Source organism: Luteimonas yindakuii (genome assembly GCF_004803715.2).
In the GTDB taxonomy this organism is placed as follows: Bacteria; Pseudomonadota; Gammaproteobacteria; order Xanthomonadales; family Xanthomonadaceae; genus Luteimonas; species Luteimonas yindakuii.
Window position 1 is genome coordinate 1,404,142 of the sequence record NZ_CP039383.2, and the last position, 24,146, is coordinate 1,428,287.

The window sequence follows — 24,146 nt, forward strand, 5'->3', positions numbered from 1 at the left end:
CAGCCGGATGAACCGGCTGCCCGCGTTGCCGCGCGTTCGCGAGCCGCCATGCCGCCGGTCCCGCAGCGCCGGGCCGTCAGACGTTGAAACCCGGATGCGTGTCGAAGTTGCCGTTGAGGATGTTGTTCGCGCGCTGGCGCGCCTGGGTGCGCATCGCCGCCGAGGTGTGCCGGCCTTCCGCCGCGAACCATGCAAGCCAGGCCACGTGCCAGCGCCAGGCGCCGTTGTATTCCCAGGACGAATCGTTGTTGCCGCGGTCATGGCCCTTGCCGTCGGCGTGGCGTGCCTCGTGCAGCAGGGTGCCGGCGCGGCGGCTCACGCCCTGGTCATAGAAGAACGGCAGGAACAGTTGCGTCCAGTTGTCGACGATCGGTCCCCACTGGGTGCGGGCGAAGGCGCCGCCGCTGCCACAACGGGCGTCGAGCTCGTCGATGTTGTTGCGGGCGAAGCGGCAGCCCCACTCCAGGATGTTGGAGTCGTACGACTCGCGCGGGAAGTTTGGCGACGAGTAGGTGAGGCACCAGATGCCCGACAGTGCGCGCGAGAGCGGCAGGCGGTTGTTGCAGACGTCGTGATGGCCGAACCCCTGGTCCCAGTCACCCTGGTCGAAGTCGAAGACCTGCCAGGCCCAGTCGACGAAGGGTTGCGAGCAGATCCGCGGCCCGTAGAGATTGTCCCCGGACGTGACGAGGTCCGGGACGCTTGCAGTGCAGCTGGCCATGTCCTTACTCCTTCCTGGTGAAGCCGCAGGCCTGTGGCACCTGTCGCGCCGCGTCCTGCGCCGGTGGCCGGAAACGTCCGTCGACCTCGTCCTTGCGGCCCGGGTCGGCCTGGACCTGCTGGTGGTTGACGCGCTTGAGGTCGAGCATCCAGTGGTGCTCCTGTGGCAGCAGTTCGCGCACGCGGTCCTGCAACCCGGCATCGGCGGCGGCCTTGACCGCCTCGACGAGCACGGCGCGCTCCGGGTTGGCTTCGACGATGCGCAGCAGCTGGCCGGCGACCTCCCGCTCGCGCGTGGCGATCGCGGCGATCGCATGCACCGCCATCGTGCGGTTGAGCAGTTCGGTGTCGAACGGCCCTTCGCAGCCTTCCCGGCTGCGTTCCGGCAGGCGTTCGATCGCGGCTTCGACGAGATAACCCGCCGATGACGCATTGCCCGCATCGCCGAGCAGGTGCAACAGGTTCCAGCGCAACGTCGGATCGCCCACGGTCTGGTGCGCGAGCCGGACGAGCGCATCGGCCGCGTCTTCCTGCTCCCGCAGCAGGGCCACCGCATGCGCGTAATAGGCCTCGTCCTCGCGGCCGGCGCCATTGAGATGGCGGATCGCCTGCGCGGCGAGCCACTGGGTTTTCGAATCCGCGACCCAGCGCCGCCCGTCCTCGACCTGGACGTAGTCGCGCGGGCCGTCTCCGCCGGGATGACTTTCGCATTTGCAGTTCATGGTGGAACTCCCTTCCGCGTATCCGGCGCCGGCCACGCCTGGCGCCCACAACCAGTCACAACGCATGCGTCGTCGACGGCCGGACAGGCGGGCGGGGGATGCAGCGGGCAGGCAGTGCGGGCGGACACGAACGGCAGAATGCGATGCCACGCGCCGTGCCGCCGGAACCGTCCGGTACACTGCGGCACGCCCAGCCACCTGTGGATCGATGATCACCAACGACGTCCTGCGCAGCATCCGTTACATGCTCGACCTGAGCGACCAGAAGCTGGTCGATCTCGCGCGCCTCGCCGATCCCGGGTTCGCCATCGAAAAGGACGACGTGCGTGCCATGTTGCTCAAGGAGGACGAGCCGGGGCACCTCCCCTGCAGCGACGAGGTGCTGGCGCATGTCCTCGACGGATTGATCGTGCATCTGCGCGGGCGCGAGGAGGGCAGGGCGCCGCGTCCGGTGGAAAAGCGCATCAGCAACAACGTGGTGCTGAAGAAGCTGCGGGTGGCGTTCGAGCTGACCGACATCGACATGCACAGCATCTTTGCCGATGCGGGGTTCCCGGTGACCAAGCCGGAACTGTCGGCGCTGTTCCGCCAGGCCGGACACCGCAACTTCCGTCCCTGCGGGGACCAGCTGCTGCGCAACTTCCTCAAGGGGCTGACGCTGCGCGTGCGCGGCGGCTAGTCCGTTCGCGGTCGGCACTCCGGCAAGGACACGACATGCGTCGCCAGCTGCTGCCACGCGACCTCGGCTTCGAGCTGCATCGGGGCGACGAGTTGTCGCTATTCAAGTGGTTCCTGGCCAGCTTCCTGTTCGGCAACCGCATCTCGCAGTCGATCGCCGCCGAAACCTGGCGGGTGATCGTGGAAACCCACGGTTGCGACACGCCGCGCAAGCTGTGCGCCCTGAGCCACCGTGAGCTGGTGCGGATGCTGGGCGACGGCGGCTACAGGCGTTACGACGAATCCACGGCGGAGCGGTTGTCCTTGTTGTGCCGCACGCTGATCGCGCAGTACGACGGTCGGATCCTCGGCATTGCCGAAGCAGCGGACGACCGCGCGGACTTCGAGCGCCGGTTGCTTGCATTCAAGGGCGTGGGGCCGGTGACGCTGGGCATCTTCATGCGCGAGGCCGGGCCGGCGTTGTTCGACCACCAGTGATCGCGTGCGGTTGATCGGCGCGTTGCGTGCCGCGCTACGGCGGCCGTGCCGACGGGCCTATCTGCGCGTGGCGCGCCATGCCTCGCGGGCCGCGGAGTCCATGAAGCTCCAGGCGACGAAGCGGCTCTGCTTGCTGCCCTGCGCCATGGCCACTTCGCGTACCTCCAGCGCGCCTGCCTCGCGCAGCTGCCTGCGCACGCCGGGAAGATGCGCGGACTTCGCGACCAGGCTGCTGAACCACAGCACCTGCGCACCGAAGCCGACGCTTTCGCGCACCATTCGGCGCAGGAATTCCGCCTCGCCGCCCTCGTACCACAGCTCGTGCGCGTGCCCGCCGAAGTTGAGCGCCGACGCGGTGGCAGGCGCGCCGGCGCCGCCGAGCTGGCGCCGCTTGCGCTGGTTGGCCTGCGCGGCCTCCGTGGCGGAGGCGTGGAAGGGCGGGTTGCACAGCGTGACGTCGTAGCGGTCGTCGTCGGCGACCACACCGCGGAAGACGTTGCCGCGACGCGGCTGCTGCCGCAGCGTGATCGCCTTGTCGAGCCGGTTGGAATGGACGATCGCCGCGGCCACCTGCAGCGAGGTCGCATCGATGTCTGTACCGGTGAAGCGCCAGCCGTACTCGGCGTGGCCCAGCAAGGGGTAGATGCAACTGGCGCCGACGCCCACATCGAGCGCGCGGACCGACATGCCGCGCGGGATCGTGCCATCGCCCGGATCCACCGCCAGCAGGTCGGCCAACCCGTGCAGGTAGTCCGCGCGGCCCGGGATCGGTGGGCACAGCGCGCCGTCCGGAAGGTCCCAGTGCGCGATGCCGTAATCGCTGTGGAGGATCGCGCGGTTGAGCTCGCGCACGGCCATCGGGTTGCCGAAGTCGATGCTGGTGTCGCCGCGCGGCGTCGTCAGCATATACGCCGACAGGGCGGGACGTGCCGCCAGCAACCGTGCGAAGTCGTAACGGCCCTGGTGCCGGTTGCGCGGATGCAGTGCGGGGCGGGTGGCTGCGCCTGCTCCGGTCGAGTTTGCTCCGGCCGGGCGTGTGTCGCGGCGAGGCGTTGGCGTCATGCGTGGGTCAATCCTCGTCCGCCGCCTCGCGACCCTGCTGGCGGATCAGCGCCAGCTCGCGCGCGTCGTTGATGGCATCACGCACGCTGTCGAGGTCGATGGTGCTTTCATCGAAGGTGAACTGCCCGGTGAGCTCGGTGTCGGGCTGAAGCGCACCGGCCTCGAACAGCGCCCACATCTCCTCGCCGTACCAGGTGTCGAGCAGTTCCGGTGCCCAGCGGCCGAGGGTGGCGGTGAGGTTGTTGACGTCGCGCAGCAGCATGGTGCGCGCGGCGTTGTTGCCGGCGGCGCTGACCACCTGCGGGAAGTCGATCACCACCGGGCCATCCGGGCCCACCAGCACGTTGTAGGCCGACAGGTCGCCGTGGATCAGGCCGCAGCACAGCATCCGCACCACCTGGCGCACCAGCACGCGGTGGAACTCGCGGGCCTGTTCGGCGGTGAGCTCCACCTCGCCCAGGCGCGGGGCGGAGAAGCCGGCGGCGTCGGTCACGAGTTCCATGACCAGCACGCCGTGGAAGAAGCCATGCGGCTCCGGCACGCGCACCCCGGCCTCGCGCAGCTGGTACAGCGCATCGACCTCGGCGTTCTTCCATTCGGCCTCCTGCTGCCGGCGGCCGTAGCGGCTGCCGGTGGCGACAGCGCGCGTCTCGCGGCTGCCGCGCGACTTGCGGCCTTCCTGGTACTGCACGCGCTTCTGGAAACTGCGCTGTGCCATGTCCTTGTAGACCTTTGCGCAACGCACGTCGTCGCCGGAGCGCACGACGTACACCGCGGCTTCCTTGCCGCTCTTGAGCGGACGCATCACTTCATCGATGACGCCTTCTTCGATCAGCGTCAGCAGGCTTGCAGGAGTTTTCACGGGGTCCCGGAGATGGGTCGCGCAGGCAGGGCCCCGCGACGGGCGTGCAGTGTCGCCGAAAGCGCATCGCAGCGCCTCAGGCGCGAGGTACGGAGTTCACGTTGGGGTACAGCGCGTGGGGCTGCCCGCGGCTGCCAGCGGCCGGTACCGACGGACTGGACCCGTATGTCGGGAAGTTTTGCCCGGGGGCGGATACGCGGGGCGCGCAGCCGCGCAATGAAAAGGCCCGGGCGATGCCGGGCCTTTTCCAGGGTGCACGGAGCGCCCTCACACCGGCGCGAACGCCTTGGTGGCGCTCTTCTCGCGCTTCTCGGCCTTCTTCTCCTTCATCGTCTTGGCCGGCTTCTTCTTCTGTTCCTTCTTCTGGTTCAGACCCTTGCTCATTCCGTTCTCCTCGCGTTGGCACGGGGCCGCGACTGCGGACCGTTGGTGGAGTATGCCCCTGCCATCGCCGCAACGGTGCCGCGGCCGGCGGCATGCCGTGCGGCCCGGCGGGGCCGGTTCATGCCGGTGTCGGACGGGGCCTTCGCCGGTACGCGGACGCAGTGGATGTCCCCACGCACGCCGCGGCCGATCACCCCATCATGATTACCACCAGCCCGCTCAGCCGTCGCGCTTGAGCAGGGCGGCCAGGGCGGCGAAGGGCTGGCTGGTGGCGGTGGCCACGGCGTCTTCGGCCCTGCCGGCGGCGACACCGGTGTGGTCGCCGTAACGCGAGTGTTCGTTGTCGTGGCAGTACAGGCACAGCAGTTCCCAGTTGCTGCCGTCGGGCGGATTGTCGTCGTGGTTGTGGTTGCGGTGGTGGACGGTGAGTTCCGACAGGTTGCTGCGGTCGAATTCGCGCGCGCAGCGGCCGCAGACCCAGGGGTACATGCCGAGCGCGCGTTCGCGATAGCCCTTGGCGCGCTGGTCGGCGTCGCGACGTGCCTGGGCGACGATGCGGTCGAGGCGGTCGTTGTCGGGTGGTCGCGGTGGAGTGGCCATGACGATGCCCGTGCGGGGGAGATGGCGAGCATAAGCCCGTGCACGCGGCGCCGCACGCACCTGCACCGGTGATACCAAGGCCATATCCTTGGCGGATGAAGATGCTCCATTCCCCGCTTCATGCGCTGCACGACGGTGATGTGGGAATGCATCGTGGGGCTCGACCTACCCGCGACGGCATCCCCGCCAGCCGCTTCCAGCTGCCACCGGGACCGTGGACAACGGTGCTCGATGCGCTGTGCGCACGGTTCCCGCAGGTGGGGCGCGAGACCTGGCTGGACCGCTTCGCCCGCGGGCGCGTGCTCGATGCCCAGGGGCGCCCGCTCGACGCCCGTGGCGCATTCCGAGCCGGCGCCGAGATCTTCTACTTCCGCGAGGTGGCCGACGAGCCGCGGGTCCCCTTCGTCGAGACCGTGCTGCATGCCGACGCGCATCTCGTGGTGGTCGACAAGCCGCATTTCCTGCCGGTCACGCCGACGGGCGCGTACGTGCGCGAGACCCTGCTCACCCGGCTGGTGCAGCGCTTCGACAATCCCGCGCTCGTGCCCCTGCATCGCATCGACCGCGACACCGCGGGGCTGGTGCTGTTCTCGGCCGACCCGGGCAGTCGGGCCGCCTACCAGGCGTTGTTCCGGGAGCGCCTGATCCGCAAGGAGTACCGCGCGCTCGCGCCGCCACTGCCGCAGTTGCGGTTTCCCCATCTGCATCGCAGCCGCCTCGAGCGCGCCGAGCCGTTCTTCCTGATGCGCGAAGTGGCCGGGGCGCCCAACAGCGAGACGGTGATCGATGTGCAGGCCCGCGATGCCGATGCCTGGTGCTATCGGCTGATGCCCATCACCGGGCGCAAGCACCAGCTGCGCGTGCACATGGCTGCGCTGGGCGTGCCGATCCTCAACGACCCGTTTTATCCACGACTGCGCGAGCCGCTGGAGGACGACCATGCGCGCCCGTTGCAGCTGTTTGCCGAGGCGCTGGAGTTCGACGATCCGCTGACCGGCGAACGCAGGCGGTTCTCGCGTGGGCAGGGCGTCGCTGGCGATGCGCCCCGGTCCGTGCCCTGACATCCGTTCACGCGTGCCGAACGGCCGCGTCCGAATCATCGGTCGCAGCCGATGGAGCGCACCGACATGTCAGACAACCCCGTCACCGGAGAAATCTCCAACAGCAAGATCGCCGCGGTGTTCGATACCGCCGCCGCCGCCCGCGACGCCGCGACCGCGGCGATCTCGGCGATGGACCTGCACCCGACCCAGGTGAAGGTCATCACCCCCGACGAGCCCGACGCCAGCATCAAGCTCGAGCCCGAGGGTCGCGGCATCTGGCGCACCATCGTGATCGCGCACCTGCGGCTGGGCCTGTTCGGCGCTGCCGCCGGTGCGATCGCATTCGCGATCATGATGTGGATCGGCGTGCCCTTCGTCGTGCAGTCGCCGGTTGCCGCCGCGCTCGTCACCATCGCCTTCGCCACGGTTGGTGGGCTCATGCTGGGTGGCCTGGTCGCCATGCGGCCCGACCACGACCGCTACGTGGATGCGACGCGCACGGCGATGGCGGCGCGCCGGACGACGGTCATCGTGCATGCGCGGTCCCGGGAGGAGCAGCAGCAGGCAAAGGATTTCATGAGCGGTCGCGGAGGCGACGTCACCGGCACGTTGTGAGCGTCGCGCCTGCGGAACTCCCGCGAGAGATTCGATGGCCGCCGTGACGCACGCCTCATCAAGGTGAACCGCCCCGCACGCGGAACTGCGTCGGGCCTCGGCTTACACATGCCGATGGCATCGGTCTGAATAGCCTGCTTGCACTGGCTACCGCCGCAAGACACCGAGCATTCCGGAATGACGTCGCGCAACAGTGTCACCCCACGCCTCGCCTGCAAGGCGTCCGTGGCAGTTCCCCGCCCGGCTGACGGAGCGGGGGAGATCACCAGCCGTTTCCTAGAATTCGTCGGCGACCCGGACTTCCCCTGTGTCGGTTCCAAGGCGGCGTTGGCCCGCAATGCGATCGAACCGTACGAGTTCGGGCGCTTGGGCGATCGCAGGAACGACGCGCAGTTGCTCGCCGATCTGGCCGGCTTCGCCCGCCGCGTCGACGCCATGGACCCCGCGGATACCACTATCCGTTCGTTCGTCGCGCTGTTCGACGGCCCACAGGACACCGACGAGCCCCGTTTCGAGGCGATGCTGTGGTCACAGTTGCAGCGCCTGCATGACCTTGACGCGCGTCGCGGTACGCCGTGGGCGGCCGACGTGAGCTGTGATCCGCACGATCCACGCTTCAGCCTGAGCCTGGCCGGGCATCCGTTCTTCGTCATCGGCCTGCACCCCGGTGCATCGAGGCTGGCACGCCGGTTTGCGTGGCCGGCGCTGGTGTTCAACTCGCATCGCCAGTTCGAGCGCCTGCGCGCGGACGGGCGTTACGCCAAGATGCAGGCGGCGACGCGTGCACGCGATATCGCCCTGCAGGGTTCGATCAATCCGAACCTCGCCGATTTCGGCACCGCGACGGAGACCCGGCAGTACAGCGGGCGCGCGGTGGATGAGGGTTGGACCTGTCCCTTCCGCGTACGCAGCGTCAATGACCGGGGTTGAATCGATGAACGTTGCCGTGGAACGCATCCCCCCGTGTTCCGGCCGCGCCGTTGAACTCGAGACCGGCGACGAGCTGATCGTGATCGACCCGATGGGGCAGCAGGTCAGCGACCTGACCGCATTCGCGCGCGACGACACGGCCGAATACCTGTCGTCCGGCCGGTCCATCGATTACGCATCGAAGCTCTGGCTCAGCACGGGCGACGTGCTGTATTCCAACCGCAGCCGTCCGATGTTCACCATCGTGGAAGACACCTGCGGCCGCCACGACTTCACCCTGACGCCGTGCTCGAAGCGGATGTTCGAGCTCATCTACGGCGAAACCGAAGGACGGCCCGGCTGCGAGGGCAACCTGGCCTCCGCGCTCGCACCCTATGGCATCGGTACCGACCGTATCCCGATCGCCTTCAACATCTTCATGAACGTCGCCTTCGACGCCATCACGGGCGCCGTGGCCGTGCTGCCGCCGTTGAGCCGTGCCGGCGATTCCATCCGGCTGCGCGCGGAAATGCCGATGGTGGTGGCGATGACCGCATGTTCCGCCGGGCAGTCCAACAACTTCAGTTACAAGCCGATCGACTTCGGCATCCGGCGCGCGCGGGCATAGGCCCGGCGCGCAGGCCGAGGTGTACGCTTCCTGCCTGCGCTGATGCCGGCCACTGCCACCGCGAGGCCCCGATGACCATCCCGTTCCAGTGCACCTGCGGCCAGTTGCGTGGCGAGATCGATCCACGCGCCGTCTATGTCCGCGCGGTCTGCTATTGCCTTGACTGCCAGGCGTATGCGCATGTGCTCGGCCGCGAGGACGTACTCGACGGGCAGGGCGGCAGCGACATCATCGCAATGCAGCCCGGCGGCCTGCGCTTTACAGCGGGAACCGACCGCCTGGCCTGCCTGTCGTTGAGCCCCAAAGGGCCGCTGCGCTGGCATTCGGCCTGCTGCAACATGCCGATCGCCAACACCGCGCGTACCCCGGCCCTCCCGTACGCGGGCGTGCTGGTTGCGTGCCTGGCCACCAGTGCGCAGGCATTGGATGCCGCGTTCGGGCCGGCGCGGACCGCGCTCAATACCGACTCCGCAGCAGGGAGGGTCGCAGCGACGCCGGTACGAACGGCCGCCGGCATCGCCCGGATCATCCTTGGCGTGGTGCGGGCAAAGCTCGGCCGCACGCGTGAAAGTCCGTTCTTCGAAAGCCGTAGGTCACAGCCGCGGGTGCTGACGCTGCAGGAACGCGCCGCCGCGACGCCACCGCGCCGCGGCTGATCGCGCACGTCTCAACGCAGCGGGACGTCGCCGACCTTGTCGTCGTAGTCCTTCTTCGGGTCCACCCCGAACAGCATCTTGACGCCCGCCATCAGGCTGTTCTCGTTGAGCCACACATGCGCGTCGGCGGCGTCCATGCGCAGCAAGCGCAGCTTCGGATCGTCCTTGCCATCCTCGTACCAGGCGGCCACGAAGGGGTTCCACAGCCGCTCGATCACCGCGCGGTCGTTGTCGATGCGCACCTGGCCGGTGATGGTCGCGAACAGGTCGTGGTCCTTCGCCGCGAACGTGGCCTGTGCGGCGTAGCCCCCGCCACCGCCTTCGAGGGACTGCGCGAGTTCGGTGTCGATGGAGGTGAAGAACCACAGCGGCGCGCGCTGGTCCTCGGCCATCGCCGTCATCGGACGCGGATCGACGCCCGAAGCACCCAGCATCACTGTGCGGTCCTTGTCCAGGGCCTTCCAGAACTTCTTCTCGAGCTCACGGGTGTCGGTGGTCATGCGCGGACTCCACGGGGAAAGGACGCTCAGGGTCCGGCCCGGGCCGTGACGGAGCCGCCAAGGTGTCGCTACACGCGGATCGAGCCGGAAGCGCTGCGTTGTTGCACGATACGGGCATGGATTCCATCACCCCCAAGCCGCATGCGCCGGCCTGCGAGCGCAACCGCGAACCGATCCTCGGTGTCCTGCGCGAATACTTTGCCGATCGCAAGCATGTGCTGGAGATCGGCAGCGGCACCGGCCAGCACGCGGTGCACTTCGCGCAGGCGATGCCGTGGCTGGCCTGGCAGGCCTCGGACGTCGCACCGAACCTGCCCGGTATCCAGGCCTGGCTCGATGAGGCCGGGCTCGCCAATACGCCACCGCCGTTGGTGCTGGACGTGCTGCAGTCGCCCTGGCCCGCGATCGGGGCCGACGCGGTGTTCACCGCCAATTCGCTGCACATCATGGGCATGGATGGGGTGGAGGCGTTCTTCCACGGCGTCGGGCGCACGCTGTCCGCAGCCGCCGGCGGCACGCTGGTGGCCTACGGCCCGTTCAATTACGGCGGCAGCTGGACCAGCGACAGCAACCGCGATTTCGATGGCTGGCTGAAGGCGCGTGATCCGCGTTCGGGCATCCGGGATTTCGAGGCCTGCGACATGCTGGCCAGCCGCGCGGGGCTCCGGTTCGTTGCCGACGTGGCGATGCCCGCCAACAACCGCTGCCTGGTATGGAGGCGCGGACCGGGTTGATCCGCGATTTCTGCTGCCACCGCATGCATGCATCGACGCGCCCCTGCATCGGGGTTCGCTAGGCTCGAAGCTGCGATCAATCGGACACACAGATGCCTGGTTTCGAGCCGGAGACCTGCAACGCGCCCGCCAGCGCATGCCGTAACGGCCATGCGCGACCTGCACGGCCGGTCGCCATTGCGTTCGTGCTCCTCGCCATGGGGACCGCGGCTGCCTGCAGCGAGGTCGAGCCAACCATGCGAGCTGCTACCGCGGAAGATGCAGCGCTTCCGGCGCAGTCGCAGCCGACTGCGGCAGTGCCCGCACCGCTGACAGCGGCGCAACACGCGGCCGTCGAGGCCCTGCTGGACGATGCCGGGACGATCGAGCCGCTGAAGGCGGTGGTCGTCGCCCACGACGGCAGGGTCATCGCCGAACGTGGCTATCGCGGCGCCACGCCGGCCACGTCCACCAACATCAAGTCCGCATCGAAATCGGTGATGTCGGCGCTGGTCGGCATCGCCATCGACAAGGGCGTGCTTGCGGGCACCGACCAGCCGATCGCACCGCTGCTGCACAGCGACCTGCCGCAGGATCCGGATCCACGGCTGGCGCAGGTGACCATCGGCCATCTGCTCACGATGCAGGCGGGACTGGAGCGCACCTCCGGCGCGAACTACGGACGCTGGGTCACCAGCCGGAACTGGGTGCGCGCGGCGCTGGCGCAGCCGTTCGTCGACGAGCCCGGCGGGGCGATGCTGTACTCCACCGGGTCCACGCATCTGCTGTCCGCGATCCTGGTGCGCGTCACCGGCCGCTCGACGCTGGATCTCGCGCGTGAATGGCTCGGTCCGCAGGAAGGCTTCGCGATCACTGCCTGGGATCGGGATCCGCAGGGGATCCATCTCGGCGGCAACAACATGGCGATGAGTACCCGTTCGCTGTTGGCGTTCGGCGAGCTGTACCGCAATGGCGGCCGCAGCACCCAGGGCCGGCAGCTGCTGTCGCAGGCCTGGATCGACGCCTCGTGGCAGCCGCGTACCGCATCGCGCTATACCGGCGATGCCTACGGCTACGGCTGGTTCCTGCGCGACATCGCCGGCGATCCGGTGCGCTACGCCTGGGGCTACGGCGGGCAGATGCTCTACATCGTGCCGTCGCTACGGCTGACCGTGGCGATGACGTCCGATGACGGCGCCGCCTCCGCGCGCACCGGGCATCGCGATGACCTGCACGGCCTGATGGGCCGGATCATCGCGGCGGTGCGGGAACAGCCTGCGGGGTAGCGGGACCAGCCGTATTCAACCGGCCAGCGACGCGGCGATCCGGGCTTCCGTCTGGTCGAGCTGGACCAGCAGGGCGTCGTGGGCGCCAGCGTCGGGCATGCCGGTGATCAGCTCGCGCAGGACCTGGAGATCCTGCCGGCGGCCGAGCCGGTCGTTGAGCTTCTGCAGGCGACGGACCTGGCGGTCGTGGCGGTCATTGGCGAACGCCGCGGCCAGCCGGGGCCTTATGCGGTGGACGGCCTGCACCTGCATCCGCAGCTTGCGTACGCGCCTGCGCCAGCGGTGCAGATTGTCGGGCGTCGGCTCCCGGCGCGCCTGCTTGCGGGCCTTGTCGACGCGACGCTGGCCACGCTCCAGTCCACGCCTCAGATGCCGGCCGCGCAGGGTCTCCCACGCGGCGGAGTCGATCCGCCGCGCTGCACGCGCCACCCAGGCGCGCCGTCGCGCGAAGCCGGGGTCGTGGGCGAGCGCCTCGGCGAGCAGCGCATCGCGGCGCGCAACCAGGCGCGCGACCACCGGCTCCCATAGGGCGCCTTCGTCGCGGGCAAGGCCGCGCGCCACATCGATGGTGGCGTGGGCGTCACGCAGCGCGGACAGGCTGTCGCCGGTGCGTTGCAGGATGCGGTCGGCGACCGCGAGGTCCAGCGGCCCGTCCACGAGCTGCAGCAGCGCACGCAGCCGGCGGATGGCCTTGCGCGCGGCGTGGATGGATTCATGCACCCCGTCGGGCGATGCCAGCGCCTGCCCGATGGCATCGAGCTCGCTTCGTGCGAGCTCGAGTGCGGTCTGCGCGGTGGCGGTGGGCGTGGGCATGTCCATGCTGCGACTCGGGGCCTGGTACTCAACCGTACATCCGCTGGCAGGTCCCGCACCAGAAGGCACGCCGTTGTGCCTGCCCCAGGTGCTTGCGATAGCTGAGTCGCGTGCCGTCGCGCGGACAGGTGGTCTTCGTGTGCACCTGGTAGTTCTTCCGGAGCACGAAGGCCTTTTTCCAGTGGTAGAAATCGAAGCTGTAGTCGCGCGCCTGGGCGACCAGTTCCGACAGCTTGCGCGGTGGCAACGCGCCGATCCGGCTCTCGGGGTGCACGCGGATGCGGTGCAGCACCTCGTTCTTGATGATGTTGCCGACGCCGGCGAACACGTCCTGGTCCAGCAGGGCGTCGGCGGCCAGCGTCCCGGGTTCCGCCCTGAGCTTGCGCCGCGCGGCGGCGGCGTCCCAGCTGTCGGCCATCACGTCGGCGCTCCAGTCATAGCTGTCGTCGAGGTCGCCCTCGATGAAGCGCACCGAGCACGCGTAGAAGTTCAGCACCTCGCCCTTGCTGAAACCCAGCGACAGCCGCGGCGGCGTGCCCTTGTCCTCGTTGATGCGATAGCTGCCGAACAGCAGGAAGTGGATGCGCAGGGCGAAGCCGTCGAACTGCAGCAGGAAATGCTTGCCCCAGCTGCGCACGGCCAGCACCTTGCGGTTGCGCATGCGGTCGATGTCCTGGCTGCTGTTGCCCGAAACCCGCAGTACCTTGCGGCCGGCGAACTGCGCAGCGGCCTCGCGGAGGATGACGATCGAAGGACCTTCAGGCATGCGCGCGAGTATCGCCATGCCCGATGAGGCAGGCGTCAACGATGCTGCAGGCACATAGCCCTGCGCGTCGTGCGATGCGGCGCGATGGGTGCCGCGGCCCGCCTGTGCCCGTCAGGGCACGACCCGCAACACTTCGCCACCCATCGCGGTGATGCCGCGGTTGGCCACATACAACGCCTGGTCGGGACCGACGACGAGGCTGGTCGGCCGGTCGAGGTTGCCAAGCACCAGCGAACGGCTGCCGTCCGGGGCGATGCGCAGGATCTGCCCGGGCCCGGCGAAGAACACCGGTCCACTGGCGTGCAGCAGCACATAGAGGCTGCCATCGGCGGCGAAATCCAGATCGATGATGGTCTTGAAGCCGCTGGCCCACACCGTCGGTGCAGCGCCGGGCACGATGCGGAAGATGCTCGCCGCGCCATCGGCGAAGGGCACGCTGGTGAGCTGGCCGACGTACAGCGCGCCGTCCGGACCACGCACCACGCCGGTCGGCACCGCATCCGTCGCCGCGGCCGGCCGTGAGGGGAAGGTGGCGACGGTGCTGACGGCACCGCCCAGGGCCACCCGCAGCAGCGAGTTTCCCGCGGCGTCGGTGACGTAGTGCGCGGCGGACTCGGACAGGACCCCGAACGGATTCGTCTCCACCGGCCCGCCGGCCGGGTTCTGCCTGCCCTCGTGCGCGGACACGTCCGCGACCACATGCCACAGACCGCCCGGGGTCACCCGCAACAGGTGGCCGAACACGCGGCCGGCCGCACCGAACTCGGCGCGCACCGATGGCGCGACGCCGGCGAAACCCATGGTCACGTAGCCGATCATTCCGTGGAACGAGATGCCGTGGGTCCGGCAGCCTCGGTGCCCGCTGCATCCGATATCGACGGCAAGCCACGGACCACGCGTTCCTGCCGCCCATGTCGAAGCCGGCTGATCGCCCCGGTGGGGCCATGGCAGAACGCGGTGCCGCGGATCGAGATGCAGGGGCTGGTGCCACCGTGGCCGGCCTCGGTGACATACAGGGTCCCATCGGCGGCGAAGGCCAGGCCGCGGGGGTTGTCGAGCCCCGACATCACGACGTCGACCGAAGCCGACCACGCCGGGGCCGGCAGCAGCAGGGCGGCGGCAAGAACCAGGGTGCGCATGACGGTTCTCCAGCTGTGCCCGCGCCGCGAGTGTGCGGCGCCATGTCGGGGAAGAACGCGGGGGCAGGGGCCCGCCGGACACCCGGGTCCGTGCAATGCTTGCGGTATCGGGCGTCGCCGGCCGGCCATTCATGCGGGCCAGTGGCCGATCCCCGAAGCGGCGGACGTTTCGAACTGCGTCGCGCGCCACAGCGTGTCCATGCCGCCGTGGGCGGTCGACGGAAAGACGGCAATGCCACCCAACAGGAGATTGCAGGATGAGCTACCACACCGGATCGATCGCCGCCGTGCCCACCGCGAACAGGCAGCAGTATCTCGACCACGCGCGCGCGTGCTGGGAGTTGTTCCAGCGCCACGGCGCAACGCGCATGGTCGAGACCTGGGGCGAGGACGTGCCGCACGGCAAGCTCACCGACTTCAACCGCGCGGTGGAATCGCAGGACACGGAGACGGTCACTTTCTCGTGGATCACCTGGCCCGACCGCGCCAGTGCCGACGCCGCCTGGCAGAAGATGTCCGAGGATCCCGCCATGCGCGACATGCAGATGCCGTTCGATGGCAGCCGGATGATCTGGGGCGGATTCGAGACGATCTTCGAGCAGGGCGACGCTGTCGGTGGCGACTACTACCAGGGGTTCGCGCTGGCGGTGCCGGCGCAGAACAAGGACGCCTACACCGACATGGCCGGCAAGGGCTGGGACATGGTGCGCAAGAGCGGGGCGTTGGGGGTGGTGGAGGCCTGGGGCGAGGACGTGCCGCATGGCAAGCGCACCGACTTCCATCGCGCCACCCAGGCGCAGGACGACGAGGTCATCGTGTTCTCCTGGATCAACTGGCCCGACCGCGCCACCTGTGACGCCGCAGCCAAGGCGATGGAGCAGGACACCGACATGGCGCAGTGGGAGATGCCGTTCGACGGCAAGCGCATGATCTGGGGCGGCTTCTCGACGCTGTTCGATTCGGCCTCGTCACCGCGTTGACGCGCCCGGCGGTATGGATCGGGGCCTCGCCCTTGGATACCGCCCGATGCCAGCACGGATCCGTACCTCCGGTTGCCTGGTCAGCATCATCGCCTCGGTGGTGCTGACCGTCGTGTTGAACCTGCTGCTGCGCGGCTGCATGGCATGAGTGCGGCACGACGGCGCGCGCCTGCGCGGCAGCTGGTGGGTTGTGCGGGCTGGTCGATCCCGTCCGGCCACATGCACCTGTTCGACGAGGGTGACAGCCATCTCGCGCGCTACGCCACGCGCTTTCCCGTCGCCGAAATCAATTCCACTTTCTACCGGCCGCACCAGGCACGAACGTTCGAGCGCTGGGCCGCGAGCGTGCCCGCCACGTTCCGGTTCTCGGTCAAGCTGCCGCAGGCGATCACCCACGACGCGCGCCTGCACGGGGTGGGCGATGCGTTGACCGTGTTCCTGGACTCGGTCGCCGGCCTCGGCACGAAGCTCGGCGGCGTGCTGGTGCAGTTGCCGCCCAGCCTGGTGTTCGATCCGCGCACGGCCAGCACCTTCTTCGGCATGGTGCGCCGGCGCACCGCGTTGCCGGTGGCGTGCGAGCCCCGCCATGCCAGCTGGTTCGAACCGGCGGTGGATGCGCTGTGGCAGCGCCATGCGATCGCACGCGTGGCGGCCGATCCGGCACGGCTGCCGGCGGCCGCCGAGCCGGGTGGTTCCAGCGAGCACTGGCGCTACTGGCGCTGGCACGGCTCGCCGCGGGTCTACTACAGCCAGTACGACGACGCCGCGCTGGAGTCCCTGGCCGCGGCGATGCGCGACCGCGCCGGGGCGTCGCCGTCGTCCTGGTGCATCCTCGACAACACCGCCGGTGGCCATGCGATGGGGGATGCCGCGCGCCTGCAGGCCCTGCTCGCCGGCAGGTGAGTTGTCCGCTTGGCGCCGCAGGCTCTCGTCGGTCAGGTCGAGGGGCGCGGCCTGACGGCCAGGCGCATCAGTGCGCCGGCCGCAGCCATCCGTCGCGTGCTTCGCATCCCCTTGCTCGGGCATGCGCGACCATCGCCACATGACCCCCGACACTCCGAAGACGCCATGACTGCAGACACCATGACCGCCATCGCCGTGCGCGGCGGATCCGGGCCCGCCGATGCATTGCACGCAGTGCAGGTACCCATGCCGGTGTCGGCGGAAGGCGAGCTGCTCGTGCGGGTGCTGGCAGCAGGCGTGAACCGGCCCGACACCCTGCAGCGCGAGGGCCGCTATCCGCCGCCGCCGGGGTCGCCAGCCACGCTCGGCCTCGAGATCGCCGGCGAAGTGGTGGTCGGCGCCGGCCGCTGGCGTGCAGGCGACCGCGTGTGCGCGCTGCTGGGCGGGGGTGGGTACGCGACCCATGCGTTGGTCGACGCACGCCATGTGTTGCCGTGGCCGAAGGAGCTCGACGCCGTGCAGGCGGCCGCGCTGCCGGAGACGCTGTTCACCGTGTACGCCAACGTGTTCGAACACGGCGCGCTCCGGGCTGGCGAGACGTTGCTGGTGCACGGCGCGACGTCGGGCATCGGCGTCGCGGCGATCCAGATGGCGAAGGCCGCCGGGGCGCGGGTGATTGCCACCGGCCGTGGCGCCGCGAAGGCGGAAGCGGCGCGCAGGCTGGGCGCGGATGTCGCCGTCGATACCAGCCACGAGGACTTCGGGCAGATCGCGATCGACGCGGGCGGCGTCGATGTCGCGCTCGACATGGTCGGCGCGCCGTACCTGGCGTCGACGCTGGACGCACTCAAGCCGGGCGGGCGCATCGTCTATATCGCCGCGCAGGGCGGCAATGACCTGCAGCTGCCGGTGGCTGCGCTGATGCGCAAGCAGGCGGTGCTGACCGGCTCGCTGCTGCGCCCGCGCAGTGCCGACGAGAAGGCGCGGCTGGCGGCCGAGGTCGAACGCGTCGTGTGGCCCTGGGTGGAAGCCGGCCGCGTACGCGCGGTCGTGGACCGCACGTTCCCGCTGGAGCAGGCTGCGCAGGCGCATGCCTGGCTCGAAAGCGGCAGGCATACCGGCAAGGTGGTGCTGGTGACCTGAGGTACGCGGCGTCCGCCGGAACGGTCTTTCCACTGGCTGCGTGAGCGCATGGTGCTGGGACTTGGATCTGCCGCGGTCAACTCGTCCTGCAGTGCCTACTGGTCGCGATTCCCGCGCGAGGTATCCTCCGCCGAAAGGGGGAGTTGATGGACGGAACCGGAAGCGGTGGCTCGCAAGCAGAAAGGCGCTGGCGATGGGGCGGGCGGGGGTGGTCCACAACCGTGGCACAGGTGAACCTGTTTGCTATCCGCACATTGCAGGCACGCAGCTGGTACGGCGTTGCGATTTCAATGGCACTACTCGCGCTGGCAACCTGGCTGGGCTATCACGACTTTACGTCCGGCGCCTGGCTGTCGCTGGTTGCGGGCTTCGTCGGATTGGGACGCGAAGCCTGGTCATTGGCACGGGCTGCGCGCGCGCCTTCGTTGATCGTCGTGGAGCGGCAGGACAGTTTCGTGGATCAACTTCTCGAACGTGTGGTTCCCTCACCAGGGGAGGTCGATGACGGGCATGTCGTTACCCGCGTGCCCCATCTTCGCGAGGCGGTGGTGCGGTCCACGGCGGTTGACCGCTGGTTGCGCACACATGCGCTGTCGATGGTGGAAGACACAGGCAAACGTCAGGAAGTGGATGCGCGGCTCAGGGGCCACGCGCCGGCGTTGGAAACGCTGCTGCGCTGCCACGCGCGCCAGTCGCTTCGCTCGGTGCCGCCACGCGTGCTCGTCAATGAGACAAAACTCGGGTTGTCGGACGGCGTTTCGCCCTCGCGATCGATGGTGCGCGTTCACCAGGTCGGTTATTTCCATTCGCTGTTGACCAACGAGGCATCAACGCGCTGTCTGGAAACCCTGCATGAGGATCCGGAGATCGTGTTCTCCGGTTGTGACCAACTTTTTCCACTCGCATCGAGGGACGGACCCAGCTGGCCGCTGCTGCCGCTGGCGCAATCACGGATGGCCGACCACATCGGCATCAGTACGCTGGTCGTTACCCGGGATCACAAACTGGTCCTCTGGACCCAGGGCAGCAACGCGCAGCACAGCAGACAGCAGCTCGTCTCCACCGGCTCGGGTTCCTGCGATTGGGATGACCGGACCGGGGATGACCTGAAGGCCACCTTGGTGAGGGCCATGGAACGCGAATTCGTCGAAGAGTCCCTTGGCGGAGGCACCGCGCCGGAGTTTCAGCGCGAGACACGCGTCTTGGGTTTCTTCCGCTGGCTGACGCGCGGCGCCAAGCCCGAGTTCACCGGGATCACCTGGGTCGACCTCGATGCGCACTCATTGCGACCGAATATCTCCGAGGTCACCAGGCGTCACCGCGCGCAGCTATGCCATGACGTCGGCACCATGGAGCGGCTGCGCCTGGTCCTCGACAACCTGCTGCAGAACCAGCAAGGGTCGGTTTCCTTCTGGGCCAATGTTCTCGCGGTGCGCGAAGCCATCAACGAAGCGCCCGAGGAAATGAGATCGTTCCTGCGCTTGCCGGGTTGATCGCCGGCAGTGGGTTCGGCCGCCCGATCCCGGCAGCTCGCGCCGCTGCGGCAAACGGATGCCGTGCCCTCAGTGGTCCATGAAGCCTTCCCCCGGCAGGCGCGCCGAGCGGCCGCTGAGCAGTTCGAACTCGGCGATATCGTGCGAGCAGAAGACGTCGATGTCGCGTGCGTCGCGGCATAGCGCGCGCAGACGGTCCTGGTTGTGCAGGCGCGCGTCGCGGTCGAGTTCCATCATCCACTGGTAGAAGCGCAGTCCAGGCGGGCAGCCGGGCGTGGCCTCCATCTCGCCGATGTGGAAGTACGCGTCGGCCGCCAGGAACTTCCAGCGTTCACCGGCATCGATGGCGATGCCCGCATGGCCGTGGGTGTGCCCGGGCAATGGCACGAGCAGGATCTCCGGCGGCAGCCCGTCGGGGGAGCGCACGCCTTCGAAGCCGTGCCACCGGCCACCGCTGTCGGGTTCGTAGGTGCGCCAGCGTGGTTGGCTCGACCATTGCTGCGGCCGGAAGCGCTGGCGATCGAGCCAGCTGCGTTGCTGTAGCGCGTGCTCGCGCTCGCGGGCGAGCATGTGGACCGTGGCACGCGGGAAATCGTCGAGCCCGCCGGCGTGGTCGAAATCGAGATGCGACAGCAGGATGTGGCGCACATCGGCAGCGTTGAAACCAAGGCGTTCGACCTGCCGCACCGCGGTCATCTGCTCGCGGAATTCCGGGCGCAGCAGGGTCAGGAAGAACCGGCTGAGCCGGGTCTTCGGGTCGGCGACGTCGAGCAGGCCAAAGCCGGTATCCACCAGCACCAGGCAGTCCGGTGTTTCCACCAGCAGGCAATGGCAGGCCAGGTGACCGCGCTCGAGCACGGTGCGCGAGCGCCCATCCATCAGGCGGCCGCCCAGCGGGCAGGTGGAGATGCAGTTGAGGTGGTGCACGCGGATTGCCATGGCCCGCTCCCGCAAGCGAAAGGCCGAGCATGGGCGCGTGCAGGTCGGCTTGCGGTGAACCGGCGTGGCACACGCTGGCTCCAGGTCCACTTTGCCCGGTCCTGTCCGCCATTCCATCTCGGACTGTTCACGCCGGGGGCGGGAGAGTGCATCTCCCCCCGTTGCGGAGATCCATCATGACCACCGAAGCGCACGAACACCTGCTCGACTGGCTGCGCGATGCGCATGCGATGGAGCTGCAGGCCGAGAGCATGCTCAAGGCGCAGGCCGGACGTATCGAGAACTATCCGAAGCTGAAGGCGCGGATCGAGGAGCACCTGCAGGAAACGCTGGGCCAGCAGCAGTTGCTGCAACAGTGCATCGAGCGCCTCGGTGGCTCCACCTCGGCGGTCAAGGACACCATGGGCAAGATCGCCGCGATGGGCCAGGCCATCGGCGGCATGACCGTGTCCGACGAGATCGTGAAGGGCTCGATGGCCAGCTACGTGTTCGAGAACATGGAGATCGCCTCGTACACCACGCTGATCGCCGCCGCCGGCGCGGTCGGCGACACGCAGACGCAGCGTGCCTGCGAGCAGATCCTGCAGCAGGAAATCGCCATGTCCGAGTGGCTGCTCGAGCACCTGCCGGAAACCACCCGCGAGTTCCTGGCGCGCTCGGAAGCACCGGGCGTCACCGCGAAGAAGTAACCGCCCCAGGCGGACTCATATGCCCGTGTCGCGTCCCGGCGTCAGGCCGCGGACGCGGCAGGCGTCCAGCTCGGCTGGACCCGGTCGCGTCCCGCGGCCTTGGCCAGATAGAGGCAGCGGTCGGCCTCGCAGAGCAGACGGCTCAGGTTGTCCTGCGGCGTGGCCATGGTGATGCCGATGCTCACCGTCACCCGCACTTCCTCCTCGTTGACCATGATCTGCAGCGTGTCGATCCGGTGGCGCAGGCCCTCGAAGTAGGCGTGCGCATCGTCGCGCGCGAGCCCCGGCACCAGCATGCAGAACTCCTCGCCGCCGAAGCGCGCCACCAGGTCCTGCGGCCGCGCATGGCCGGCCACGGCGGCCGCGATCGCACGCAGCGCCTGGTCGCCGGCGTCGTGGCCCCAGGTGTCGTTGATGTGCTTGAAATGGTCGATGTCGAGCATCGCCACGGTGACCGCTTCGCCTTCCGCCAGCAGCTTCGCCAGCATCCGTTCGCTCTGTTCGAGGAAGTGGCGACGGTTCGGCAGGCCGGTGAGGAAATCCCGCGTGGCGAGATCCTGCAGGCTGCCGATCAGCTCGAGCTGGTCGATGTTCTGCGAGACGCGGCAGAAGAATTCCTCGCGCGAGAACGGCTTGCGCAGGAAGTCGTTGGCGCCGTTCTTGAGGAAATGCGCGACCAGGCCCGGATCCTCATTGCCCGACACGCCGATCACCGCAAGCCGGTCGCGGGTGCGCACGCTGCGCATGCGCCGCGCCAGTTCGATGCCCTGCATGCCGGGCATCTCCTGGTCGACCACGGCCAGCCGGATCGTCGAATCCGCCTCCAGCGCGGCGAGTGCGGCGTCGCCATCGGCGGCCTCCACCACGGTGTAGCCATAGAGTTCGAGCAGCGCGGCCGCGTAGGCCCGCGCCGAGGAAGAGTCGTCCACCACCAGCGCCGAGACCCGCCGGTTGCGTTCCAGGCGCTGCACCAGCCACAGCAGGTAGTCGAGGCTGCCCGGCGCGTTCTTGAGCACGAAGTCGATGATCTGCCGGCGCAGCACGCGCCGCCGCAGGTCCTCGTCATAGACGCCGCTGACCACCACCGTCGGCAGGCCGCGATCGAGGAAGAAGTCCACCACCGCGTCGCGGTTGCCATCCGCCAGCACCAGCCCGGTCAGGGCGAGGAACCAGTCGTCGTGCGACTCCAGCGCGTCGCGGGCTTCGGCGAGGGTGGCCGCCACCGTGACCGGCAGCCCGAGCTTCTGTTCGATGGCCTCGGCCACCATCCGCGTATAGCTGCGCGAGTTCTCCACCAGCAGGATGCGTTGCGGCAGCGCCGCCGAGGGCGGTCGCAGAGGGAGGACGTGCATGCCGCGGGGTCCGGATCGTCGCAGGGTTCGCAGCCGCTATCGGCCGTGCCCGGCCGGACTTGAGCCCGGCGCCACCGTGCGTCGTATCCTCCGCGCTCCATTCGCGGAGGGTCGGCCATGCGGCGGTATTCGGAACGGTTCCTGGTGGTGTACTCGGGTGCGTTGACGGTGGCGCTGGCCGCCATCCTGCTGACCGGCGCGCGTGAAACCCGCACCGCGACGTTCGACGAAATCGATGTGCAGCGGATCAACGTGCGCGAACCCGACGGAACATTGCGGATGACCGTATCCGGGCGCGAACGCTTCCCCGGCGGGATCGTCAAGGGTCGCGAGTTCCCGTTCGACCGCGGCGTGGCGGGAATGATCTTCTACAACGACGAAGGCACCGAGACCGGCGGGCTGGTGTTCCGCGGCGAGGCGGGCGAGGACGGCAGGCCGGTGACCACCGGGCACCTCAGTTTCGATCCCTACCACCGCGATCAGGCGCTAGGGCTGAGCGTGCGGCAATTCGGCGGTGGCTACGAATCCGGCCTCACCATCAACGACGTCGGCGACACGCCGATCGAGGAGCTGTTGCAGGCCATGGAGCGCATCCGTGCGCTGCCCAAGGCCGAGCGGGCCGCCGCCCAGCAGGAATTCGCCGCGGGCGCGCAGCCGCTGGTGCCGCGGCTGTTCGTGGGTCGCACGCATGACGGCATGGCCGCGCTGCAGTTGCGCGACGGCGACGGCAAGACCCGGCTGCAGTTCCGCGTCGACGAGGACGGAGCGGCGAGGATCGACTTCCTCGATGCGGGCGGGCGCGTGCAACGCACGCTGCGTGCCGATGATGCCGGCGCGGCCGGGGACGCCGCGGGCAGCGACGCCTGACCGGCGCTGCCGGCGCGCCGGAACGCATGCGGGCCGCTCGGTTGCGATCCGCTGAGCGCCGGGCCGATCCCCTCACGGGGCAGGCGAGCCGCCCTGGGGGGTGTCGATCAGGTCGGCCAGTTCGAAGCCGTGCTCGCGGGCGGTGGCGAGGTAATCCTCGCGGGTCACCGCGTCGATCCGCGGCTCGCGCGCCAGCAGCCACAGATATTTGCGGTCCGGGCTGCCGACGAGGCTGATGCGGTACTCCGGGTCCAGCCGCAGGATCCAGTAGTCGCCCTTGGTGAAGGGAATCCAGCGCAGGCCGTCGGGCAGGAAGCTCACCTTGAGCCGGCTGTTGGTGTCGTCGACCGGAGTCGCCTCGCCGATGGCTTCCTGCGGCTCGCCCTTGCCGTCGATCGCCCGGTTGGCCACGCGCACCTTGCCGTCGTCCTGAAGGCTGTAGGTGGCGGTGATGTCGCGGTAGTCCTCGGGCTCGTGGCGCATTGGCAGGCGGGCGATCTCGTACCAGGTACCGAGGTACCGCTGCAGGTCGACCGACGGCACGGTGGCGGGTTCGTCGTGGTGGCTCATCAGGAGTTCTCTTGTGGGGAACGCCCTGTCTAGGCCATCCCGGGTGAACCGGCCGCATGCATCGGCCGATCTCCCGCCCTCGATGTGATGGCCGCGGCAACGGGTTGGAGGCGCCGCCGCGCTAACGTGAAGGCATCGGGCATGGCCCTGGATTGAACGAGGTTGTCGCTATGAAGATCTGGATCCAAGCGCTGGCAGCGGGCGTGATCCTGACCGGCTGCTCGGCCGAACGCTGGGCCGAACGCGACGCGGTGGTGGCATGCGAACGCATGCTTGCGCAGGTGTTGGCCGATTCCGGCTCGGCGGTGATTCCCGAGCCGCAGGCGCAGGCGGCCGAAGGCGACGACGGCTTCCTGGTGACGTGGCCTGCCGGCAGCGGCCTGCGGGTGGCAGGGGCCGAAGGCGGCGCCTTGCGCGAAGCCACGGCACGCTGCCACTTCGGCCTGCAGGGCGACGTCGAATGGCTGGAGCTGGACGGAGAACGCGTCTTCGATCCGCTCACCGGCCAGGACGCGGCCCGCGAGCAGCGGCGGGACGCCACCGGCGACGACGCCACGCCTGCCGGCCAGTAACCCTGCGGAGCAGTGCAACGCGCACCGGCTGAACGACCTTCAGCCTGGGCCGGTGCGCAAGCACC

29 protein-coding genes and 1 pseudogene are annotated in these 24,146 nt (G+C 69.0%); 17 read left to right on the forward strand and 13 right to left on the reverse strand.

Features of this window, described 5'->3' with window-relative positions; genetic code table 11:
* Positions 1-76 precede the first annotated feature (76 nt).
* Together E5843_RS06390 and E5843_RS06395 are read right to left on the reverse strand one after the other, a co-directional pair.
* Complete coding sequence (locus tag E5843_RS06390; protein ID WP_134673218.1) at positions 77-721, reverse strand: hypothetical protein; 645 nt, start codon at positions 719-721, stop codon at positions 77-79.
* Between the two features lie 4 nt (positions 722-725).
* Positions 726-1,442, reverse strand: a complete 717-nt coding sequence (locus E5843_RS06395; protein ID WP_141065809.1) for a hypothetical protein — start codon at positions 1,440-1,442, stop codon at positions 726-728.
* Positions 1,443-1,650: 208 nt separating this feature from the next.
* On the opposite strand from E5843_RS06395, the gene E5843_RS06400 reads away from it, so the two are divergent.
* Both E5843_RS06400 and E5843_RS06405 read left to right on the forward strand, forming a co-directional pair.
* On the forward strand, positions 1,651-2,121 hold the full coding sequence (locus E5843_RS06400) for a YehS family protein (RefSeq protein WP_134673220.1): 471 nt from the start codon (positions 1,651-1,653) through the stop codon (positions 2,119-2,121).
* Positions 2,122-2,156: 35 nt separating this feature from the next.
* On the forward strand, positions 2,157-2,597 hold the full coding sequence (locus E5843_RS06405) for an HhH-GDP family DNA glycosylase (protein ID WP_136412173.1): 441 nt from the start codon (positions 2,157-2,159) through the stop codon (positions 2,595-2,597).
* A 57-nt stretch (positions 2,598-2,654) separates the two neighbouring features.
* Here the strand turns inward: E5843_RS06405 and rlmF are convergent, their stop codons facing one another.
* The 3 genes from rlmF to E5843_RS06420 form a co-directional block, all read right to left on the reverse strand.
* Positions 2,655-3,659 (reverse strand): 23S rRNA (adenine(1618)-N(6))-methyltransferase RlmF, encoded by a 1,005-nt coding sequence (gene rlmF / locus E5843_RS06410; RefSeq protein WP_141065810.1) that lies wholly within the window; start codon positions 3,657-3,659, stop codon positions 2,655-2,657.
* A gap of 7 nt (positions 3,660-3,666) precedes the next feature.
* On the reverse strand, positions 3,667-4,521 hold the full coding sequence (locus E5843_RS06415) for a PA4780 family RIO1-like protein kinase (RefSeq protein ID WP_134673223.1): 855 nt from the start codon (positions 4,519-4,521) through the stop codon (positions 3,667-3,669).
* A 603-nt stretch (positions 4,522-5,124) separates the two neighbouring features.
* Positions 5,125-5,505 (reverse strand): YajD family HNH nuclease, encoded by a 381-nt coding sequence (locus tag E5843_RS06420; RefSeq protein WP_136412174.1) that lies wholly within the window; start codon positions 5,503-5,505, stop codon positions 5,125-5,127.
* A 146-nt stretch (positions 5,506-5,651) separates the two neighbouring features.
* Here E5843_RS06420 and E5843_RS06425 point away from each other — a divergent pair, with 146 nt between their 5' ends.
* From E5843_RS06425 to E5843_RS06445, 5 genes are all read left to right on the forward strand, one after another.
* On the forward strand, positions 5,652-6,566 hold the full coding sequence (locus E5843_RS06425) for a pseudouridine synthase (protein ID WP_136413053.1): 915 nt from the start codon (positions 5,652-5,654) through the stop codon (positions 6,564-6,566).
* Positions 6,567-6,632: 66 nt separating this feature from the next.
* A complete protein-coding gene (locus tag E5843_RS06430; RefSeq protein WP_136412175.1) occupies positions 6,633-7,163 on the forward strand; it encodes a riboflavin biosynthesis protein RibA in 531 nt (176 codons plus the stop codon).
* A gap of 225 nt (positions 7,164-7,388) precedes the next feature.
* Complete coding sequence (gntA, locus tag E5843_RS06435) at positions 7,389-8,093, forward strand: guanitoxin biosynthesis heme-dependent pre-guanitoxin N-hydroxylase GntA (RefSeq protein WP_244240849.1); 705 nt, start codon at positions 7,389-7,391, stop codon at positions 8,091-8,093.
* Between the two features lie 4 nt (positions 8,094-8,097).
* On the forward strand, positions 8,098-8,700 hold the full coding sequence (locus tag E5843_RS06440) for a DUF1989 domain-containing protein (RefSeq protein WP_136412176.1): 603 nt from the start codon (positions 8,098-8,100) through the stop codon (positions 8,698-8,700).
* 71 nt (positions 8,701-8,771) lie between these two features.
* A complete protein-coding gene (locus tag E5843_RS06445; RefSeq protein ID WP_136412177.1) occupies positions 8,772-9,356 on the forward strand; it encodes a DUF6151 family protein in 585 nt (194 codons plus the stop codon).
* 11 nt (positions 9,357-9,367) lie between these two features.
* Here the strand turns inward: E5843_RS06445 and E5843_RS06450 are convergent, their stop codons facing one another.
* Complete coding sequence (locus tag E5843_RS06450; RefSeq protein ID WP_136412178.1) at positions 9,368-9,856, reverse strand: pyridoxamine 5'-phosphate oxidase family protein; 489 nt, start codon at positions 9,854-9,856, stop codon at positions 9,368-9,370.
* Between the two features lie 116 nt (positions 9,857-9,972).
* Here E5843_RS06450 and E5843_RS06455 point away from each other — a divergent pair, with 116 nt between their 5' ends.
* Both E5843_RS06455 and E5843_RS06460 read left to right on the forward strand, forming a co-directional pair.
* Positions 9,973-10,590: a DUF938 domain-containing protein gene (locus E5843_RS06455; protein ID WP_208542781.1), complete on the forward strand. Its 618-nt coding sequence runs from the start codon at positions 9,973-9,975 to the stop codon at positions 10,588-10,590.
* A 296-nt stretch (positions 10,591-10,886) separates the two neighbouring features.
* Positions 10,887-11,855 (forward strand): serine hydrolase domain-containing protein, encoded by a 969-nt coding sequence (locus E5843_RS06460; protein ID WP_208542782.1) that lies wholly within the window; start codon positions 10,887-10,889, stop codon positions 11,853-11,855.
* Positions 11,856-11,870: 15 nt separating this feature from the next.
* Here E5843_RS06460 and E5843_RS06465 read toward each other — a convergent pair whose 3' ends face one another.
* From E5843_RS06465 to E5843_RS14125, 4 genes are all read right to left on the reverse strand, one after another.
* Positions 11,871-12,668, reverse strand: coding sequence for a CHAD domain-containing protein (locus E5843_RS06465; protein ID WP_166815925.1), 798 nt, complete (start codon positions 12,666-12,668; stop codon positions 11,871-11,873).
* 28 nt (positions 12,669-12,696) lie between these two features.
* On the reverse strand, positions 12,697-13,434 hold the full coding sequence (locus E5843_RS06470; RefSeq protein ID WP_134673232.1) for a DNA-formamidopyrimidine glycosylase family protein: 738 nt from the start codon (positions 13,432-13,434) through the stop codon (positions 12,697-12,699).
* Positions 13,435-13,545: 111 nt separating this feature from the next.
* Positions 13,546-14,253, reverse strand: a complete 708-nt coding sequence (locus E5843_RS14120; protein WP_166815927.1) for a ScyD/ScyE family protein — start codon at positions 14,251-14,253, stop codon at positions 13,546-13,548.
* Positions 14,250-14,573: a hypothetical protein gene (locus tag E5843_RS14125; protein WP_166815929.1), complete on the reverse strand. Its 324-nt coding sequence runs from the start codon at positions 14,571-14,573 to the stop codon at positions 14,250-14,252. Before E5843_RS14125 ends, E5843_RS14120 begins: the two co-directional genes overlap by 4 nt.
* Before the next feature lie 257 nt (positions 14,574-14,830).
* Here E5843_RS14125 and E5843_RS14240 point away from each other — a divergent pair.
* The 5 genes and pseudogenes from E5843_RS14240 to E5843_RS06495 form a co-directional block, all read left to right on the forward strand.
* Positions 14,831-15,121 (forward strand): annotated as a pseudogene (locus E5843_RS14240) (DUF1428 domain-containing protein); the annotation flags it as partial.
* An 18-nt stretch (positions 15,122-15,139) separates the two neighbouring features.
* The gene (locus tag E5843_RS14245; protein ID WP_208542797.1) at positions 15,140-15,553 is read left to right on the forward strand and encodes a DUF1428 domain-containing protein; all 414 of its coding nucleotides are present in this window, start codon (positions 15,140-15,142) and stop codon (positions 15,551-15,553) included.
* 144 nt (positions 15,554-15,697) lie between these two features.
* On the forward strand, positions 15,698-16,456 hold the full coding sequence (locus tag E5843_RS06485) for a DUF72 domain-containing protein (protein WP_134673235.1): 759 nt from the start codon (positions 15,698-15,700) through the stop codon (positions 16,454-16,456).
* A gap of 165 nt (positions 16,457-16,621) precedes the next feature.
* Complete coding sequence (locus E5843_RS06490; RefSeq protein ID WP_136412181.1) at positions 16,622-17,599, forward strand: NAD(P)H-quinone oxidoreductase; 978 nt, start codon at positions 16,622-16,624, stop codon at positions 17,597-17,599.
* Positions 17,600-17,829: 230 nt separating this feature from the next.
* A complete protein-coding gene (locus E5843_RS06495; protein ID WP_134673237.1) occupies positions 17,830-19,092 on the forward strand; it encodes a hypothetical protein in 1,263 nt (420 codons plus the stop codon).
* 69 nt (positions 19,093-19,161) lie between these two features.
* On the opposite strand, the gene E5843_RS06500 is transcribed toward E5843_RS06495, so the two are convergent.
* Positions 19,162-20,031, reverse strand: a complete 870-nt coding sequence (locus E5843_RS06500; RefSeq protein ID WP_244240850.1) for an MBL fold metallo-hydrolase — start codon at positions 20,029-20,031, stop codon at positions 19,162-19,164.
* A 176-nt stretch (positions 20,032-20,207) separates the two neighbouring features.
* Between E5843_RS06500 and E5843_RS06505 the strand changes: the two genes are divergently transcribed.
* Positions 20,208-20,720: a ferritin-like domain-containing protein gene (locus E5843_RS06505; RefSeq protein WP_136412182.1), complete on the forward strand. Its 513-nt coding sequence runs from the start codon at positions 20,208-20,210 to the stop codon at positions 20,718-20,720.
* Between the two features lie 41 nt (positions 20,721-20,761).
* Here the strand turns inward: E5843_RS06505 and E5843_RS06510 are convergent, their stop codons facing one another.
* Complete coding sequence (locus E5843_RS06510) at positions 20,762-22,072, reverse strand: GGDEF domain-containing protein (protein WP_136412183.1); 1,311 nt, start codon at positions 22,070-22,072, stop codon at positions 20,762-20,764.
* A 117-nt stretch (positions 22,073-22,189) separates the two neighbouring features.
* Here E5843_RS06510 and E5843_RS06515 point away from each other — a divergent pair, with 117 nt between their 5' ends.
* Positions 22,190-22,939 carry a hypothetical protein gene (locus tag E5843_RS06515; protein ID WP_136412184.1) on the forward strand — a complete coding sequence of 250 codons (750 nt, stop codon included), beginning with the start codon at positions 22,190-22,192 and terminating at the stop codon, positions 22,937-22,939.
* A 72-nt stretch (positions 22,940-23,011) separates the two neighbouring features.
* Here E5843_RS06515 and E5843_RS06520 read toward each other — a convergent pair whose 3' ends face one another.
* Positions 23,012-23,509 (reverse strand): lipocalin family protein, encoded by a 498-nt coding sequence (locus E5843_RS06520; RefSeq protein WP_136412185.1) that lies wholly within the window; start codon positions 23,507-23,509, stop codon positions 23,012-23,014.
* 170 nt (positions 23,510-23,679) lie between these two features.
* Here E5843_RS06520 and E5843_RS06525 point away from each other — a divergent pair, with 170 nt between their 5' ends.
* Positions 23,680-24,081, forward strand: coding sequence for a hypothetical protein (locus E5843_RS06525; RefSeq protein ID WP_141065815.1), 402 nt, complete (start codon positions 23,680-23,682; stop codon positions 24,079-24,081).
* The last annotated feature ends 65 nt before the right edge of the window (positions 24,082-24,146 follow it).